Below are 15,715 nucleotides of genomic sequence, written 5' to 3' on the forward strand. Positions count from 1 at the left end.
CGGCCGCCGCATCCACATTGCGGGTTAACCGCATTGCTTCGAACACATGAAGGAACGCCAAGCATGGTAGCACCGCGTCAGATCGCATCCTATGGAAAGGGTCGAATTGACAAATCCACCAAGATTGTCTCCGCCGCCGAAGCCGTCGCGACCATCTGTCCGGGCGATACAGTTGCTTTTTCCGGCTTCGTCGGCATCGGCACGCCGGAGGCGGTGATCTGCGCCCTTGAGAAGCGTTTCCTGGAAACGGGCGAGTCGAGCAATCTCACTCTCGTCTTTGCCGCCGCCCCGGGCAACGGCAAAGACAAGGGCCTCAACCGACTGGCGCATGACGGGCTCGTGAAACGCCTCATCGGCGGGCATTTCAAGCTGGTGCCGAAGCTGGCGCAACTGGCGGTTAGCGGCAAGTGCGAGGCCTACAATCTGCCGCTCGGGATCATTTCCCATCTCTTCCGCGAGATCGCCGGGGGAAAGCCCGGGCTGATCTCGAAAGTCGGACTTCGGACCTTCATCGACCCGCGCATCGACGGCGGCAAGATCAATTCCAAAACGATAGAAAACCTCGTCAAGCTCACGGAAATCAACGGCAAGGAGTGGCTCTTCTACAAGACCTTCCCCATCCACGTCGCCATCCTGCGCGGCACGACGGCCGATCCATCCGGCAATGTCACGATGGAGAAGGAGGCGCTGACGCTCGACAACCTGACGATCGCCACCGCCGCCAAGAACAGCGGGGGTATTGTCATCGCGCAGGTCGAGCGGATCGCCGCCGCCGGCTCGCTGAACCCTCGCGACATTAAAATCCCCGGCCACCTGGTCGACTGGGTCGTCGTCGCCGAGCCGGAACATCACATGCAGACCTATGCGACCCCATACAACGGCGCCTTCTCCGGCGAATTCCGTGCGCCACCGGACAGCGCCGCCTCCATGGAACTGAACGAACGCAAGATCATCGCGCGGCGCGGCGCCTTAGAACTGCGGATGGGCGATGTCGTCAATCTCGGCATCGGCGTGCCGGAAGGGGTTGCGGCGGTCGCGACGGAAGAGGGGATCATCGACAAGATCACGCTCACTACCGAATCCGGCACCATCGGCGGCACCCCACAGAGCGGGCTGGACTTCGGCGCGGCCAAAAACCCCGAATCGATCATCGACCAGAACCAGATGTTCGATCTCATCGATGGCGGCGGGCTGGACATCGCCGTTCTCGGCTTCGCGCAGGTCGATGCGCAAGCCAATGTCAATGTCAGTCGGTTCGGTGATGTCCTCGCCGGGGCCGGCGGCTTCATCAACATTTCGCAGAACACCCGCCGGCTCGTCTTCTGCGGCACGTTTACCAAGGACCTGCGCACCGAGATCCGGGACGGCAAGCTCGTCATCCTGCAGGAAGGGCAGGCGAAGTTTATCGAAAAGGTCGAGCAGATCACCTTCTCGGGCGAATATGCCCGCGAGACCCACCAGACCGTGCTCATCGTCACCGAGCGCTGCGTCTTTTCGCTAACCCCCGACGGGCTGGAACTGATCGAAGTCGCGCCGGGTATCGATATCGAGCGCGACATCGTCGCCCATATGAACTTCTCGCCGATCATCCGCGAACCGCGCGAGATGGCGGCGGAGATCTTCACCGACGGTCCGATGAATCTCGACCAGCTGCTGCTCGAACGCCTGCTTTCAGAGCGCTTAGAATTCGATGCAGAGCGCAGCACGAGGCCGCCAGCTATGGGCTAGACGCCCGCAACCTTGTAACCCCATCGTTTGAGGAGAAGCCCACCATGCCTACATCGCAGACCCCGGATATCCAAACGTTGACCAACCAGATCAACGAGATGCTCGCCAAGTTCAACATGCCGGGCGTCGATCCGGCAGCACTTGTTAGGGAGCAGGCCAGGAATATCGAGGCCGTCGCGCAGGCCACGCAGGTTGCCAACAAAGGCGCCTACGGCGTCGTCGAAAAGCAGCTGGAATTGTTCCGCACGGCTTCCTCACAGCTCCTGATGATGTTTGAGGATGCGGCCCTTGCCCCCAAGGAGCGCGGCGAACTGGCGAAACAGGCTTACGAGGTGGCGCTGAACGGCTCGCGCGAGATCACCAGCATGGCGGTCAAGGCCAGCGAGAACGCTTTCGCCATCACCCGCAAGCGGATGACCGAGATTTTCGAGCAGTTCCGCAAGGCCGCGACAATCGGAAAGGATACGTGAGGCCGGACCTGCCGAACGGAAAGCATAATTCGTGCATGACAATCCTCCACCCGTCGACGTGATGGGGAGCTGCGAAGAGCGTCCTAGTACCACGCCACAGAGATTATGACGGTTTGTCTTATCGTAGAATTGGCAGGGCTTCTGGTGGGATGAGAAGTTGGATGCTGCGTGCGGCGCCTGGCACGCGAGATATAAAACCCGCCTTCTCGAGGGTCAGCACCATCTGGTGAACAGACGGAGCCGTAACGCCGAAGTGGCGACGCATGTCGGCTTCGGCCGGAGGCTGTTTGAAGATGCGGCTGTAGGCGTAGATGAAGGCCAGGTACTGGCCTTGGATCTGCGTAAGGCCCCGTCTTGCCGTTGCGGCTTGCGGGTCAAGTGAGGGACTCATTTTGGGATTCATCTGCGTCTCCACGCTGAAGGAGGTGTCGATGAATATAAAGTTTCACATAGAGCTTAGCCAATCGGAACGTGACCAACTGGCCGCTTTGTTGAGCGGGGGTGCCACAGGTCGCGCAAGATCAAGCGCGCCCAGATCCTGGTCGCAGCGAACGAAGGCTTCAGCGACGAGGTGATCGCGGCAACCTTGAACGTCAGCGGATCGACGATTTACCGGACCAAACGCCGGTTTGTGGAAGCCAATCTGGAAGGGGCGCTCAGCGAAGAACCGCGCCCGGGTGTTGAGCGCAAGCTATCGAGCAAGGAGGAGGCGCTGTTGGTAGCGACCGCCTGCTCAAAGCCGCCGCCCGGGCGAGCCCGCTGGACCCTGGAGCTTCTGGCAGATGAGATGGTCCGGCTCACCGATCATGACCAGTTGTCCTCGGAGACCGTGCGTCGCCGGCTGGCTGAGAACCATCTCAAGCCTTGGCGCAAAGACATGTGGTGCATCCCAAAGATCGATGGGGAATACGTCGCGCGCATGGAGGATGTTCTCGACCTCTACGCAGAAACGCCTGATCCACAAAGGCCCGTGGTCTGCTTCGACGAGAGCCCGACCCAACTCATCGGCGAAGTGCGCGAGCCCATTGCGGCCAAGCCTGGCCAGCTTGAACGCTACGATTGCGAGTATCGCCGAAACGGCACGGTCAATCTGTTTGTCTTCATGGACGCCCACCGGCCCTGGCGCAGGGTGAAGGTCACCGATCGGCGAACCAACCAAGACTTCGCCGAGTGCATGCGCGAACTGGTCGACGTCGATTATCCCGACGCGCCGATCATCCGCGTGGTGATGGACAACCTCTCCACTCATTCCGCCGGGGCGCTTTACGACGCATTTCCCGCCCCGCAAGCTCGAAGGGTGCTGAAGCGACTGGAGTTCCACCACACGCCCAAGCACGCCAGTTGGCTCAACATGGTCGAGATCGAGATCGGTGTCCTGCGTAGCCAATGCCTCGACCGTCGTATCGACAACAAAGACACCATAATCGCCGAAGTCGCAGCCTGGGAGCAGCAACGCAACGCCCACGGCGCAAAGATCCAATGGATGTTCACAACCGAAAATGCCCGCAAAAAGCTCCGTAAAGCTTACCCCGTCAAAGAGTCATAATCTCTGTGGCGTGGTACTAGGAGGGACAACGACAATGAACGAAAACAAGCAGGCGGCGGGCGTCTATTCAGTTCCGAAGGAATGGGCCGAGCGCGCTTTCATCGACTCGGAGCGCTACGCGGCGATGTATGCGGCTTCGATCGCCGACCCCAAGGGGTTCTGGGGCGAGCATGGCAAGCGCATCCACTGGTTCAAGCCTTACGGCACCGTCAAGAACACCTCGTTCGAGCCGGGCAAGGTTTCGATTAAATGGTTCGAAGACGGCACCACCAATGTCTCCCATAATTGCGTCGACCGGCATCTGCCCGAGCGGGGCGATCAGATCGCCATCATCGGGGTGCGGGACGACCCGAAAGATGACGCCGTCCGGATCACCTATCGCGAACTACACGCCCATGTTATGAAATGGGCGAACGTCCTGCAGTCGCAAGGCGTCCGCAAGGGCGACAACGTCACCCTCTACCTTCCGACGATCCCTGAGGCGGCCTATGCCATGCTCGCCTGCGCGCGCATCGGCGCCGTCCATTCGGCGGTCTCCACCGGCCTCTCGCCGGACAAACTGGGAAGCCGCATCGCCGACGCCGCGAGCACCGTCGTGGTGACCGCAGACCAAGGCCCACGCGGCGGGCGCAATAATCCGATGAAGGCCAATGTCGACGCGGCGCTGGATAAGCTTCCCGGGGTGGTGACAAGCGTCATCGTTGTCAAGCGGACCGGCGCACCGGTCGAGATGCTGCAAGGCCGCGACCACTATTACGACGAGCTGGCCATGACCGTTCCCGACGAATGCCCACCCGTGGAAATGAACGCTGAGGACCCGTTGTTCCTCCTCTACACGTCGGGTTCCACCGGCAAGCCCAAGGGCGTGGTGCACACCACCGGCGGCTATCTCGTCTATGCCGCCATGACGCATCAATATGTCTTCGACTATCACGTCGGCGACATCCACTGGTGCACTGCCGAACTCGGCTGGATCACCGGCCACAGCTACATTGTCTACGGGCCGCTCGCCAACGGTGCGACGACCCTCATCTTCGAGGGCACCCCAACCTATCCGAGCATGTCGCGCTACTGGGACGTCATCGACAAGCACAAGGTCAGCCTGTTCTATACCGCCCCCACCGCGATCCGCTCCTTGATGGGATCGGGCGAGGACGCGGTGAAATCGAATTCGCTCGCCTCGCTCCGCCTCCTCGGTTCAGTCGGCGAGCCGATCGACCCGAAAACCTGGGAATGGTATCACCGCGTCGTCGGCGGCGGTCGCTGCCCGATCGTCGACACCTGGTTTCAGACCGAGACCGGCGGCATCCTGATTACGCCGCTTCCCGGCGCCACCAAGCTGAAGCCAGGCTCCGTCGGCACCCCTTTCTTCGGCGTCAGGCCTGAGCTGGTCGATGAGGCGGGCGACGTGCTCGATGGCGTTGAAAACGGAAACCTGGTTATCGCTGACAGCTGGCCGGGCCAGATGCGCACGCTTTACCGCGACCACGAGCGCTTCGAGCAGGAATATTTCTCCCTCTATCCAGGCAAATATTTTACCGGCGACGGCGCCCGGCGGGATGCAGACGGCTATTACTCGATCACGGGTCGCGTCGACGACGTCATCAACGTCTCTGGCCACCGCATCGGCACGGCGGAAGTCGAATCCGCCCTGGTCGCCCACGCTAGCGTTTCGGAAGCCGCGGTGGTCGGCTATCCGCACGAGATCAAGGGGCAGGGCATCTACGCTTACGTAACCCTTATCGACGGCGAGGCTGCCGCTGACGAGCTGCGCAAGGAACTCGTTTCCTGGGTGCGCAAGGAGATAGGCCCGATCTTCACGATCGACAAGGTCCAGTTCGCGCTGGGCCTGCCGAAAACAACCTCGGGGAAAATCATCCGCCGCATCCTGCGCAAGATCGCGGAGGACAAATGCACCGAGTTCGGTGACTCCTCGACGCTCTCTAACCCCACCGTGGTCGATCACCTGATAGACAACCGGCTGAACCGGAAGGCTGCCTGACGACACGACAAGATGAAGACGTGGGTTCCGGCGCGTTACCGCACCGGAGCCGACGGGACGATCAAGGGAAGGACAATTTGTGGCCAGACGTACGAGGGAGGGAACGATGAGATTGATCATCCTTGGACCGCCGGGGGCGGGCAAGGGAACACAGGCAGCGCGCCTCGCCGAGCGGCTGGGCGTGCCACAACTGTCGACGGGAGATATGCTGCGCGCCGCGGTCACCAAGGGCTCGCCGGTTGGCCTTGCTGCGCGCGACCTCATAGCGCGGGGCGAATTGGTTGGCGACGACATCGTCGTCAATTGCGTCCTCGGACGCATCGCCGAGCCGGGCGCTGCATCCGGCTTCATCCTCGACGGCTTTCCCCGCACGCTGGGACAGGCGCGGGCCTTCGACCAAGCGCTCGAAAAGGCACACCTCGGTCTGGATGCGGTGCTCGAACTGAAGGTTGTGGAATCCGTGCTGCTCGACCGCATCATCTATCGGGCGCGCGAGGCCAAGGCCGCAGGCCTGCCGGTGCGCGCAGACGACAATCCGGAAGCGCTGAAAGTCAGGCTCGAGGCCTACCGGACGCAGACGCAGCCGCTTGCGGACTACTACCGCACCGCCGGGCTCCTACGCACCGTCAATGGGCTGAGACCCGTCGATGAGGTTACGTCCAGCCTTTTTGCGGAATTGCGGCTCCAACCGAGAACGGCCGACCTGGGTTCTCTTGGGTGACTTTCGATGAGCGACGCAATTCGTCTTGAGAAACCTACGGCTGGCGTTTTAGCCTCCCTGCATTTCTTGTCAGAAGCCTGGGCCAAGCAAAGTTGTCTGTTATTGATAACACCCGCCAGAATAACACCGCCAGGAAATCCAGCAGGCGACATTGAACTGGTACCCGGGCTAGCTGTCCAATACCCAGAAACTGAAAGGCACCTCGGGCGGCACGACGGACAGCGTAGCGCCAGGCCAGGGCTCCGGCGCACCTGGGATTGCCCGGCCGACGGCATGAGAGCGTTGTCGCGCCCGCGGCGCCATCTAAGCGCACGCCGCCCCAGCAGGAAGTTGCTTGGATGGTCCAGGATGAGCCGATCCGGCAGGGAGTTGATCTGCGCGCTCATCGCTCCCAACGTTCTCTTTCTCTATGTGGAGTGTCGAATTGGTTCTCTTTCCCTTTGGCCACAACGCCTCAGGAGTAAATTGACAGAGCGGCACCCGCCAAGAGCCGCCCGCTTTCCTCAGTCCGCAATGTACAGCTAACCTGTTGTTTAGGAGGTTAAATTCGAGGTGTGCACCTATGCGGCCGTCTTTCGATTTCATCCTTAGCAATGTCGGGAGTAAGCGATGCAGATAGTCTAACTACCATGGCGAGTACCGCCCCTCATCAGACGTAGAACACGGACGAGACGCCTCCGACTGCATCGGTGGGCGCACTCATGCGACACCTGAACGGGAAGCGGAGCCGATGCTCAGAAGACTCGTTGCAGCATGCCGGATTGTTTCTCTTTGCGTCGCCGTGGCGTTTGCCGCCAAAAGCGGCGTCGGCAACCTCGATCGCGGGGACACCAGACTTCTAATTTCGGAATGCAAGTTGCACGCATTACTACGCCCCCAATGCGCCTACGTGTTGGCTACAGCATTTCATGAGACTGGAGGCCTTATGATGCCGGTGCGGGAGACTTTCGCGACATCTGACAATCAGGCGATTGCCGTTCTTGACAGCGCATGGGCAAAGGGCAAACTGCCTTGGGTCTCCTCCCCATATTGGCGTCAAGGCTGGTTTGGAAGAGGATATTCCCAACTCACGCACGAGAACAACTACCGCACGGTCAGCATCAAGCTCGGCATCGATCTCGTGTCCTTTCCAGCAAAAGCACTGATACCGGAAATTGCGGCGAAGGTGCTTGTCATGGGCTTGAAGGAAGGCTGGTTTACCGGCAAGAAACTCTCTGATTACATTAACCTTGGCACAACCAACTTCATCGGCGCTCGCCAAGTTATCAATGGAACGGATCATGCGGGTAAGATCGCGAAATATGCCGTCGCGTACGATGCGACACTTGAGCAAGGCGGCTATAGTGTGATGTAAACTACAGCAAAGGTTGCCGCGCCATAGCAGGAACTAACTACGGAAAGGAAATCGCTGGTCCCGTTCCAGCGTAGTTGGGGCCAGGGCAATGACCTCGTTGATATGATCAGCTTCAGGCGGCAATGATGAAGAACAAAGAATGACCAGTATTTAGCCCCGCGCTCCTAAGCCCGCGCGAATGTCTCAACGCAGCCTTGATAGAGCAGCCGTCGAAACCGCGGCTTACCGAAGTGGTTCACAATTTCGTATGCGGCGGTTGGGAGCATTAGTCGACAAGACCAAAACCGTTCAGGTGTTCCATAAGGTATCTTACGCCACAATGTCTTGTAGCGGCTATTTAGTAATGCGACAGTTGGGCCAGTTAGAGATGCGACAGTCTCGCCTCTCTACGCACTGGTCAATGCCAACGTCGGGAGCAAGGATGACGATCTTCAGCCTGGTCGAGACCATGAGCGGTCGGAGTCGTCATGTCCTTTATGATCACCATGTCGCAGAAAGAATTGCATCGCCTCGAAGTTATCCAGAAGATTCGTGACGAGCGCCTGAGCGTCGTCCAGGCCGCCGAACTGCTCGACCTCAGTCGAAGTCAGGTCCATCGGCTGCTGCAGGCTTATGACCGGAATGGTCCAGCCGGCCTTGTTTCCAAGAAGCGATCACAGCCGAGCAACCGGCGCCACAGCGAGGAGTTTCGCAATGCGGCGCTGGATCTGATCCGGGAGCGCTATCTGGATTTCGGTCCGACGCTGGCGCGCGAGAAGCTGATGGAACTGCATCAGATCTCGGTCGCCAAGGAGACGCTGCGGCAATGGATGACCGAGGCCGGCATCTGGATCTCGCGGCGTGAGCGTAAGCAGCGGGTTTTCCAGCCGCGCGGCCGGCGCGACTGTTTCGGCGAACTCGTGCAGATCGATGGATCGCATCACTGGTGGTTTGAGAACCGTGGTCCCAAATGCGCCCTGCTTGTCTATATCGATGACGCCACCGGCAAGTTGCTGCATCTGCGGTTCGCTGGGTCAGAGAACACGTTCGACTACCTGCATGCGACAAAGGCTTATCTGCAGCAATGGGGTAAACCTCTGGCCTTCTACAGCGACAAGCATGGTGTCTTTCGTTCGACCCATGCGTCGGAGAAAGACCGCACGAGCGGCCTGACGCAGTTTGGTCGTGCGCTTTATGAGCTGAACATCGACATCATCTGCGCCAATACTCCGCAGGCAAAGGGCCGTGTGGAACGCGCCAACCAGACGCTGCAGGACCGGCTGGTCAAGGAGATGCGGCTTCGCGGCATCGATACGATCGAGGCGGCCAACGGCTATGCATCAGAATTCATTGCGGATTTCAATTCCCGTTTTGGCAAACCGCCACGCAATCCGAAGGACATGCACCGGCCGCTTGCCGCGCATGAGAATCTCGATGGCGCCATGTGCCGCAAGGAAGTCCGCACACTGTCGCAGTCCCTGACGCTCCGTTACGACAAGGTCTTGTTCATTCTCGATCCGACGGAGCGGGCCAGAGGGCTGGCGGGAAAGAAGGTCGTTGTCTGCGACTACCCGGACGGCCGCCTCGAGATCATGCACGAGAGCTTCACCCTGCCCTACAGAACCTTCGATACATTGCGGTCGGTCCACCGGGCAGAGGTTGTCGAGAACAAGCGTCTCGACGACATGCTTTCCGTCGTCGCCGAGCTGCAGGCTGGGCGGGAACAGCAGCGCAGTAAGAGCGGCCCTCGCCGCACCGGCCAGACGGATCATATGTTCGGTATTCCCGATGGCAGCCAGGGCAATGGTTATCAGAAGCGTGGCCGCAAGCCTGGCCGGCGGACGGACTTCATGAATGATCCGGAGGTCATCGCAAAAAGGCAGAAGGCGCTGGCGCGCATGGAGGCCGCGGAATGATCGCCTGCACTCATAGTCTCAAAGCTAAAGCCGAAGGGTGTTCCTCACCCGCCCCCGCTCCTCCCTTGCAACCCGGTCCAGCCGGTCGGATCGGCGGCTAATCCGAAGCGCAAGTGTCGCGTTTCTAACCGGCTGACAGCGTCGCGCATCTAATCAGCTTTGACAGTGGGTGTAGCCGCAAAGTTGAAGTGTCCTGTTTCTGCAAAGTTGGAATGTCACACTCCCCGGGTTTGATGACGGTGGAGATTGCGGATGGGACTGATAGCGATGAGCGAGCGCGACCTGCAACGGATCGAGATTCTATCGAAAGTGATCGCCGGCCGGATGACGATGGTGTCGGCGGCGCATGTGCTTGATCTGAGTACACGCCAAGTGCGAAGGCTGTCGGATCGGATCAGAACGGCCGGTGCGGCGTCGATCCGGCACAAGGCGATCGGCCGACCGTCGAACAACCGGATCAGCGATGGCGTTCGAGATTACGCCGTGACGCTGGTTGGCGAACGCTATGCAGACTTCGGACCAACCTTGGCGGCCGAGAAGCTTGCCGAGCTCGATGGCTTGCGGGTGTCGCGCGAGACGTTGCGCAGCTGGATGGTGGATGCGGGCCTGTGGCTGTCGCGCAAGCAGCGGCGGACGTTTCATCAGCCACGATTGCGGCGCGAGGCCTATGGCGAGCTGGTGCAGATCGACGGATCGGAACATCGCTGGTTCGAGGATCGCGGCGATCCGTGTTCGCTGCTGGTGTTCGTCGACGATGCGACGGGCAAGCTGATGCAGTTGCGCTTCGTGCGCTCGGAAAGCGCGTTCAGCTACTTCGAGGCTTTGGCGCTTTATTTGAAGGATCACGGTGCTCCCGTTGCCTTCTATTCCGACAAGCATTCGGTGTTCCGGGTGGCGAAGAAGGAGGCCAAGGGTGGCCAGGGCATGACCCAGTTCGGGCGTGCACTCTCGGAACTAAACATCGAGATTCTTTGCGCAAATTCGAGCCAGGCGAAGGGCCGCGTCGAGCGGATGAACCGGACATTGCAGGACCGTCTGATCAAGGAACTGCGGTTAGCGGGCATCGGCAGCATGGACGATGGCAATGCTTTTCTGCCGCGGTTCATGGCGCGGTATAACCAGCGGTTTGCCATCGCCCCTACCCGTCCTGACAATCTGCATCGGCCGATCAACATGCCATCGGATCGGCTGCAGGAGATCCTGTGCAAGCGTGAGCAGCGTTATGTCGGGGCGCAGTTGACGTTTTCATTCGAGCGCCAGCGGATCATGCTGGAGGAGACCGAGGTGACGCGTGGGCTGGTGGGCCGTTATGTCGAGACCTATGCCTTCGCCGATGGTCGGCTGGACGTGCGCTGGAAGGGGCATTCCCTGCCCTACAGGACGTTCGACAAGGACCAGCGGGTGACGCATGCGGCGATCACCGAGAACAAGCGGCTTTCCGATGTGCTGGCCTATATCAAGGAGCGGCAGGATCAGCGACCAACGCCGAAGGTGAAGACCAACAGCGAGAAGAACGGCTATACGCCGCGGAGCCGCAAGCCCGGTCGGAACAGGGATTTCATGAACGATCCTGCCGTCATTGCCCGACGGCGACAAGCACTCTCTGACCTCGATGCGGCGGAATGACTGGCTGCTGCAACTGTCAAAGCTAAAGCCGAAGGGAGCATCTCACCCGCCCCCTCCCTTCCCTTGCAACCCGGTCCAGCCGGTCTGGTCGGGGGCTTGCCTTAGCGCAAGTGGACATGCCGAGTGTCGCATTTCTAAATGGCTGAAGACACACCCAAAGTGACACTTCTACTTTGCACACAAACGGACATTCCAACCCTGCCGCCACATTGCTTGTAGCCGCAAAGTTGAAGTGTCCTGTTTCTGCAAAGTTGGAATGTCACACTCCCCGGGTTTGATGACGGTGGAGATTGCGGATGGGACTGATAGCGATGAGCGAGCGTGATCTGCAGCGGATCGAGGTTTTGTCGAAGGTCGTTGGCGGCTGGATGAACGCCGCAAGATCGCCTGCTGGCGGATGGCCGGCTTCGCTCGACATAGACGAAGATCGCTGGCCTGAAGCGATATACCTCCTCTTATCCGACGATGACGTGCGGTACGAAACGCGATAAATTGGCGGTTATGCGCGAGCGGTCCTCGCGGACCGCAAGACCGCAGGCGCGATCACCGACGATCCAGCTGCCGAGCACGGCGAAGCCGCCATCGCTTTCGAAAAGCGGGGCATAGGCCTGGACGATAAAGCCTTCGTCGCCATAACCGCCGGGGGCTGAAATCAATTCCCGGCCATCTCGGAATATCGTGACGTTCTCGCCTTCTCTCGACAGCAGCGGTTTGCGCACATAGTCCGTCAAGGTCGAGGCCGCCGGGTCGTCGGTGAAATAGCTGGGCAGCAGGTTGGGATGATTGGGGTGGCGCTGCCAAAGCAGAGGCAGAAGCCCTTTGTTGGACAGCACGGCCTTCCAGGCGGGCTCGACGAAAACATCACCCGAGCGCACGAGGTCGCGGGCGAACGGCTCGCGCAGCATGAATTCCCACGGATACAGCTTGAAGCAACGGTCGATCACCCGATCCTGGAGGTCGGTGTAACGGCCCTGCGCATCGATGCCGATCTCGCGGATGTCCAGAAGCTCGACGCGATGGCCGGCCTGCACTGCACAGTCCATCAGATAGACAGTCGTGCCGCGATCCTCCTCATTGTCGGTCATCGCCGCGAAGTGGAAGATCGGTTCCTTGGAAAATTGCTCGAACGCCTCGACGAGGCTTTCCTGCAAGGAATTATACTGGTCCGCGTCCTTGGGCAGGGTACCCAAAGCCACTTGGTCGGTCAGCCAGTTGAACTGGAAATAGGCCGTCTCGAACACCGAAGTGGGAGTATCGGCGTTGTATTCGAGCAACTTGACCGGGCCAGTGCCGTCGTAAGCAAGATCGAATCGGCCATAGAGATGCCGGTCGCGGCGTTGCCAGGAGCGTTGCACTACATCGCGCAGGTCCTCCGGAATGGCTAGCCTGTCGAGCGTCTCTTCGCTTCCGACGATATCGCCGACCATATCCATGCACATGTCGTGCAGTTCCTGGCTCGGCCCTTCGATCTGCATCTCGATCTCATCGAGCGTGAACGTATAGGCGGCATTGTCGAGCCAATAGGGCTCGCCATACATGACGTGAAACCCGAAGCCGACGGCGCGCGCCTTGTCAAGCCAATCAGGACGCGCCGGAAGGGTGATGCGTTTCATATCAGCCGCCGAAACTGAAGGACGAACGGCCCCCGAAGCCTTGACGGGCAACGGTGCGGGTGTTGACGTTGACCGGCTTAACAGTCTGACGCGAGGGCGCGATCGCGGTGTCGTTGCCGCCCGAGCGAACAGTCGTTGTCACCGTTTGTCCCGAGCGATTGCGATAAATCGGTGTCGAGCCGTAGGAGCCACTCTCCTCCTGGCGCCGGCGATAATTGTAATAGTCGCCGATGTTGTTCAGTGCGGAAGACAGCACGTAGCCTGTCAGGAACGGCACGAAAAAGCTGCCGCCTCCGCCGGTATTGTTGGGGACGGCACTGGCCGACTGTTCCGTGCACTGGCCCGAGCCGTATTCGGCTTCGCAGGCGGCCATGCCGTTGAAACGCGGCGCGGCGGCGAGATGGGCGCGCATCGCATCCTGATAGCCGGCCTGGCAGACCTGCCGGTCCATGCCGGAAGTCACGCATTGGTCGACGGAGGTGAACATCGTCTCCGAGGGAGTCTGATCGCCGCAACCGGACAGCGCCAGGGTCGAGGCGGCGATGGTGCCGAGGGCCAGGAAAGGTCGTTTGTGCCCGCTCTTACGTCTGCGCATCGTTCCCTCCCCTCAATAGGTCAGAATGCCGTGACGGCGTTGCCTACCGATGACCAGTATCCATATGCCCGTCGATATCAGCAGTGATCCTTTCAAATTCCGCAATATAAATTCGCAATATAGAAACCACCGCGCATATATGTAGTCCCACGATGATGAGTCGACGCTGCTGACGCGAGAGGCTGCGGCCGAAGCCAGCGCGCCTGAAAAATGCCGTGCCGTGACGGCGGCAAGATTGCCTGCGCGAATAAGTTGGACTTCCTTCTGCGGCGTCAGGAATGTGTAGATCACCGCGAAAACGCCGTAGGCGGCAAGACCGACGGCGAAATAGCCGAGGAAGGCAGGCAGACCCGCCACATAATCGAGCATTGAAAAAGTCCTCCGTTGAAATTGATAGGATCCCCTCAGACGCGGCGAACATCGGCCGGAGCGAGTCCGTAGCCGATCAGAAATTCCACCGAACTGCCCGCCTGGCTCTGTCCGAGATCGAGGTCGCGCTCGACATTGATCAAAAGCATTTCGCGCGTCGAGCCAAGCGGGCGATAATACAGCATGCAGGTCTGGTGAATGGAGCGCTGCGCCTGACCGTCGTCGACCTTCTCGACAAACTCCGCCAATGGGGTGCGTTCCGGACCTTCGCCCCAGAAGCGGCTATAGAGGATGCCATCGGCATCGTAGGTTGGCTGGCCGATCAGGCCGTCCGGCCCGGTCCAGCGGTTCCATTCGCCCTGCCCGGCAGGCACGACGCTGTCCCAGGGCTGATAAAAGCTGATGTCGTCGACATCACCCGGCTGGCCCGACGTCGACATCACCTGCACCATCCGATGATCCTCATCGTAGTAGCGCGACAGAACCGTCGCGGCATCGAGCGAAACCTCGCCGTAGGCGGCAATGATGAATGGGCCACTCCGTGGCAGCGGCATGGCCGGCTGGCCGGCCAAAGCCTCGGCTTCGAGGGAGAGGAAATCGATCTCCAACGCCCCGCCGATGGCGGCGCTCAACGGGCCATGTTCTTTGGGTAAAGGCCTTTCGTTCTTGTCTCTGCCGAACCAGCCGATCATGATACGTCTCCCATTCGAGCCCAAGCGATGGCAGCGGGATCTAGCCGCATTCCGCTGATGTAGTAAAGGGTCTCGCCGCCCCGCATCAGCGTCTCGTCCTGGCAATTGAGGTCGGTCATGCCCTGGCTCAGCATGCCCACCAGCGTCACATTATGCTGACGCTTGAGCCTTAAAAACACGTCCCCATACAGTAGCGGCGTTTGCAAAGGCGGCACCGGCAGGGAAAAGGCCGTGTCGGTGGAAGCGGCCGACAGCAGCCGTGCGGCGATTTCCGAAGAGCCCGGATCACGGGCGGAACGCGACAGCAGTTCCTCGGCGAGCGAGCCCACCGCCTCGACGCGCGGCCGGCGTTGTTTGACCATCTGTGCCGTGCGGTCGTCGGCGAAATAGGCCACGATATGGGCATTGGGGGCGTGGTCTTCGGCAATCAGCACGGCGGCGAGCGTCTCGTCGTCATTTGCGCCGCGCGCGATGATCGCACGCGCCTTCGCCACTCCGGCCCGCACCAGAGCGTCGGCATCGGCAAGCCGCTCAGTTCTGATATAGTCGGCGTAGTTGCTGGCCGGATTTTCCGGCAGGTCCTTGGCAACCAGAACACTCATCGGTTCATTGGCCTGTCGTTCGGCATACAGCAGCCGCAGCGTCTGATATGTCTGCCCCTCTTGCCAGCCCAGGACGATGATATGGCCGGCGCGTTCGCTGTAATCACCCAATCCACGCATGCGGTTCCTCCAGATCGTACCGATAGTTGTCAACAACTTGCCAAGAACAGCGGTGAAGATGGCAATGCCGCCGGGAAGAACGAACAGGACGGCAATTAATCGGCCGAGCCCCGATTTTGGAGAAAGATCGCCATAGCCGACAGTCGTTGCCGTCACCATATAGTAGTAAAGAAAGTCGATCGGATTGCCGACCAGATCGCCTTCGCCGGCCAGCATGAAGAGCAGGTAAGAAGCGACCAGGTGGATCACGAGGATAACAAAAAGGGCTGACCAGGCCAATTCGCTGAGCGAGAGATATACACGCCGCATCAATGAAGCGATAAATGGCAAGCGATTCGCCCCCGTTCCCAACGCGTACCCTAGCGAAATTTATTTAGCGCAC

General features: G+C 60.0%; 13 protein-coding genes and 1 pseudogene. 8 read left to right on the plus strand and 6 right to left on the minus strand.

Going from position 1 to position 15,715, the window contains the following annotated elements; genetic code table 11:
• Window positions 1–63: 63 nt before the first annotated feature.
• Window positions 64–1,704 (plus strand): annotated as a pseudogene (locus BA011_RS26750) (acyl CoA:acetate/3-ketoacid CoA transferase); the annotation flags it as partial.
• 68 nt (window positions 1,705–1,772) lie between these two features.
• Complete coding sequence (locus BA011_RS26755) at window positions 1,773–2,198, plus strand: hypothetical protein (protein WP_065283007.1); 426 nt, start codon at window positions 1,773–1,775, stop codon at window positions 2,196–2,198.
• 118 nt (window positions 2,199–2,316) lie between these two features.
• Here the strand turns inward: BA011_RS26755 and BA011_RS26760 are convergent, their stop codons facing one another.
• Window positions 2,317–2,601: a LexA family protein gene (locus BA011_RS26760; protein WP_420493416.1), complete on the minus strand. Its 285-nt coding sequence runs from the start codon at window positions 2,599–2,601 to the stop codon at window positions 2,317–2,319.
• A 28-nt stretch (window positions 2,602–2,629) separates the two neighbouring features.
• Between BA011_RS26760 and BA011_RS26765 the strand changes: the two genes are divergently transcribed.
• The 6 genes from BA011_RS26765 to BA011_RS26790 all read left to right on the plus strand — a co-directional run bounded on the left by BA011_RS26765 (window position 2,630) and on the right by BA011_RS26790 (window position 11,342).
• Window positions 2,630–3,744, plus strand: a protein-coding gene (locus BA011_RS26765; protein ID WP_420493420.1) for an IS630 family transposase whose coding sequence is annotated in 2 segments (ribosomal slippage) — window positions 2,630–2,690 and window positions 2,690–3,744 — 1,116 coding nt in all. Because the reading frame shifts where the segments join, the coding sequence is not laid out codon by codon here.
• A 34-nt stretch (window positions 3,745–3,778) separates the two neighbouring features.
• A complete protein-coding gene (gene acs / locus BA011_RS26770) occupies window positions 3,779–5,746 on the plus strand; it encodes an acetate--CoA ligase (protein ID WP_065283008.1) in 1,968 nt (655 codons plus the stop codon).
• A gap of 106 nt (window positions 5,747–5,852) precedes the next feature.
• Complete coding sequence (locus BA011_RS26775) at window positions 5,853–6,467, plus strand: adenylate kinase (RefSeq protein ID WP_065283009.1); 615 nt, start codon at window positions 5,853–5,855, stop codon at window positions 6,465–6,467.
• A gap of 730 nt (window positions 6,468–7,197) precedes the next feature.
• Entirely contained in the window at window positions 7,198–7,821 is a 624-nt protein-coding gene (locus BA011_RS42300; RefSeq protein WP_186806596.1) for a hypothetical protein, read from the plus strand.
• A 467-nt stretch (window positions 7,822–8,288) separates the two neighbouring features.
• Window positions 8,289–9,716, plus strand: a complete 1,428-nt coding sequence (locus tag BA011_RS26785; protein ID WP_065279332.1) for an ISNCY family transposase — start codon at window positions 8,289–8,291, stop codon at window positions 9,714–9,716.
• 252 nt (window positions 9,717–9,968) lie between these two features.
• Window positions 9,969–11,342: an ISNCY family transposase gene (locus BA011_RS26790; RefSeq protein ID WP_065283011.1), complete on the plus strand. Its 1,374-nt coding sequence runs from the start codon at window positions 9,969–9,971 to the stop codon at window positions 11,340–11,342.
• Window positions 11,343–11,797: 455 nt separating this feature from the next.
• Here BA011_RS26790 and BA011_RS26800 read toward each other — a convergent pair whose 3' ends face one another.
• Genes BA011_RS26800 through BA011_RS26820 form a run of 5 tightly spaced genes read right to left on the minus strand, consistent with a single transcriptional unit; the run spans window position 11,798 to window position 15,663 of the window.
• On the minus strand, window positions 11,798–12,955 hold the full coding sequence (locus BA011_RS26800) for a glutathionylspermidine synthase family protein (RefSeq protein WP_065283013.1): 1,158 nt from the start codon (window positions 12,953–12,955) through the stop codon (window positions 11,798–11,800).
• Between the two features lies 1 nt (window position 12,956).
• On the minus strand, window positions 12,957–13,550 hold the full coding sequence (locus BA011_RS26805; RefSeq protein WP_029871133.1) for a DUF1190 domain-containing protein: 594 nt from the start codon (window positions 13,548–13,550) through the stop codon (window positions 12,957–12,959).
• Between the two features lie 12 nt (window positions 13,551–13,562).
• Window positions 13,563–13,919, minus strand: coding sequence for a DUF350 domain-containing protein (locus BA011_RS26810; protein ID WP_065283014.1), 357 nt, complete (start codon window positions 13,917–13,919; stop codon window positions 13,563–13,565).
• 35 nt (window positions 13,920–13,954) lie between these two features.
• Window positions 13,955–14,611: a YjfK family protein gene (locus BA011_RS26815; RefSeq protein ID WP_065283015.1), complete on the minus strand. Its 657-nt coding sequence runs from the start codon at window positions 14,609–14,611 to the stop codon at window positions 13,955–13,957.
• Window positions 14,608–15,663, minus strand: coding sequence for an ion channel (locus BA011_RS26820; RefSeq protein ID WP_065283016.1), 1,056 nt, complete (start codon window positions 15,661–15,663; stop codon window positions 14,608–14,610). The genes BA011_RS26815 and BA011_RS26820 overlap by 4 nt, the downstream gene beginning before the upstream one ends.
• Window positions 15,664–15,715: the final 52 nt, after the last annotated feature.

Origin of the sequence: Rhizobium leguminosarum (assembly GCF_001679785.1) — a bacterium.
GTDB classification, from domain to species: Bacteria; Pseudomonadota; Alphaproteobacteria; order Rhizobiales; family Rhizobiaceae; genus Rhizobium; species Rhizobium leguminosarum_R.

Excerpts from the sequence above, each read along its gene's own strand:
- BA011_RS26785 (WP_065279332.1), top strand. The coding sequence starts at position 8,289 with ATGTCCTTTATGATCACCATGTCGCAGAAAGAATTGCATCGCCTCGAA.
- BA011_RS26815 (WP_065283015.1), bottom strand. The coding sequence starts at position 14,611 with ATGATCGGCTGGTTCGGCAGAGACAAGAACGAAAGGCCTTTACCCAAA.
- BA011_RS26775 (WP_065283009.1), top strand. The coding sequence starts at position 5,853 with ATGAGATTGATCATCCTTGGACCGCCGGGGGCGGGCAAGGGAACACAG.
- BA011_RS26790 (WP_065283011.1), top strand. The coding sequence starts at position 9,969 with ATGGGACTGATAGCGATGAGCGAGCGCGACCTGCAACGGATCGAGATT.
- BA011_RS26810 (WP_065283014.1), bottom strand. The coding sequence starts at position 13,919 with ATGCTCGATTATGTGGCGGGTCTGCCTGCCTTCCTCGGCTATTTCGCC.
- BA011_RS26805 (WP_029871133.1), bottom strand. The coding sequence starts at position 13,550 with ATGCGCAGACGTAAGAGCGGGCACAAACGACCTTTCCTGGCCCTCGGC.
- BA011_RS26760 (WP_420493416.1), bottom strand. The coding sequence starts at position 2,601 with ATGAATCCCAAAATGAGTCCCTCACTTGACCCGCAAGCCGCAACGGCA.
- BA011_RS26800 (WP_065283013.1), bottom strand. The coding sequence starts at position 12,955 with ATGAAACGCATCACCCTTCCGGCGCGTCCTGATTGGCTTGACAAGGCG.
- BA011_RS26755 (WP_065283007.1), top strand. The coding sequence starts at position 1,773 with ATGCCTACATCGCAGACCCCGGATATCCAAACGTTGACCAACCAGATC.
- BA011_RS42300 (WP_186806596.1), top strand. The coding sequence starts at position 7,198 with ATGCTCAGAAGACTCGTTGCAGCATGCCGGATTGTTTCTCTTTGCGTC.
- acs (WP_065283008.1), top strand. The coding sequence starts at position 3,779 with ATGAACGAAAACAAGCAGGCGGCGGGCGTCTATTCAGTTCCGAAGGAA.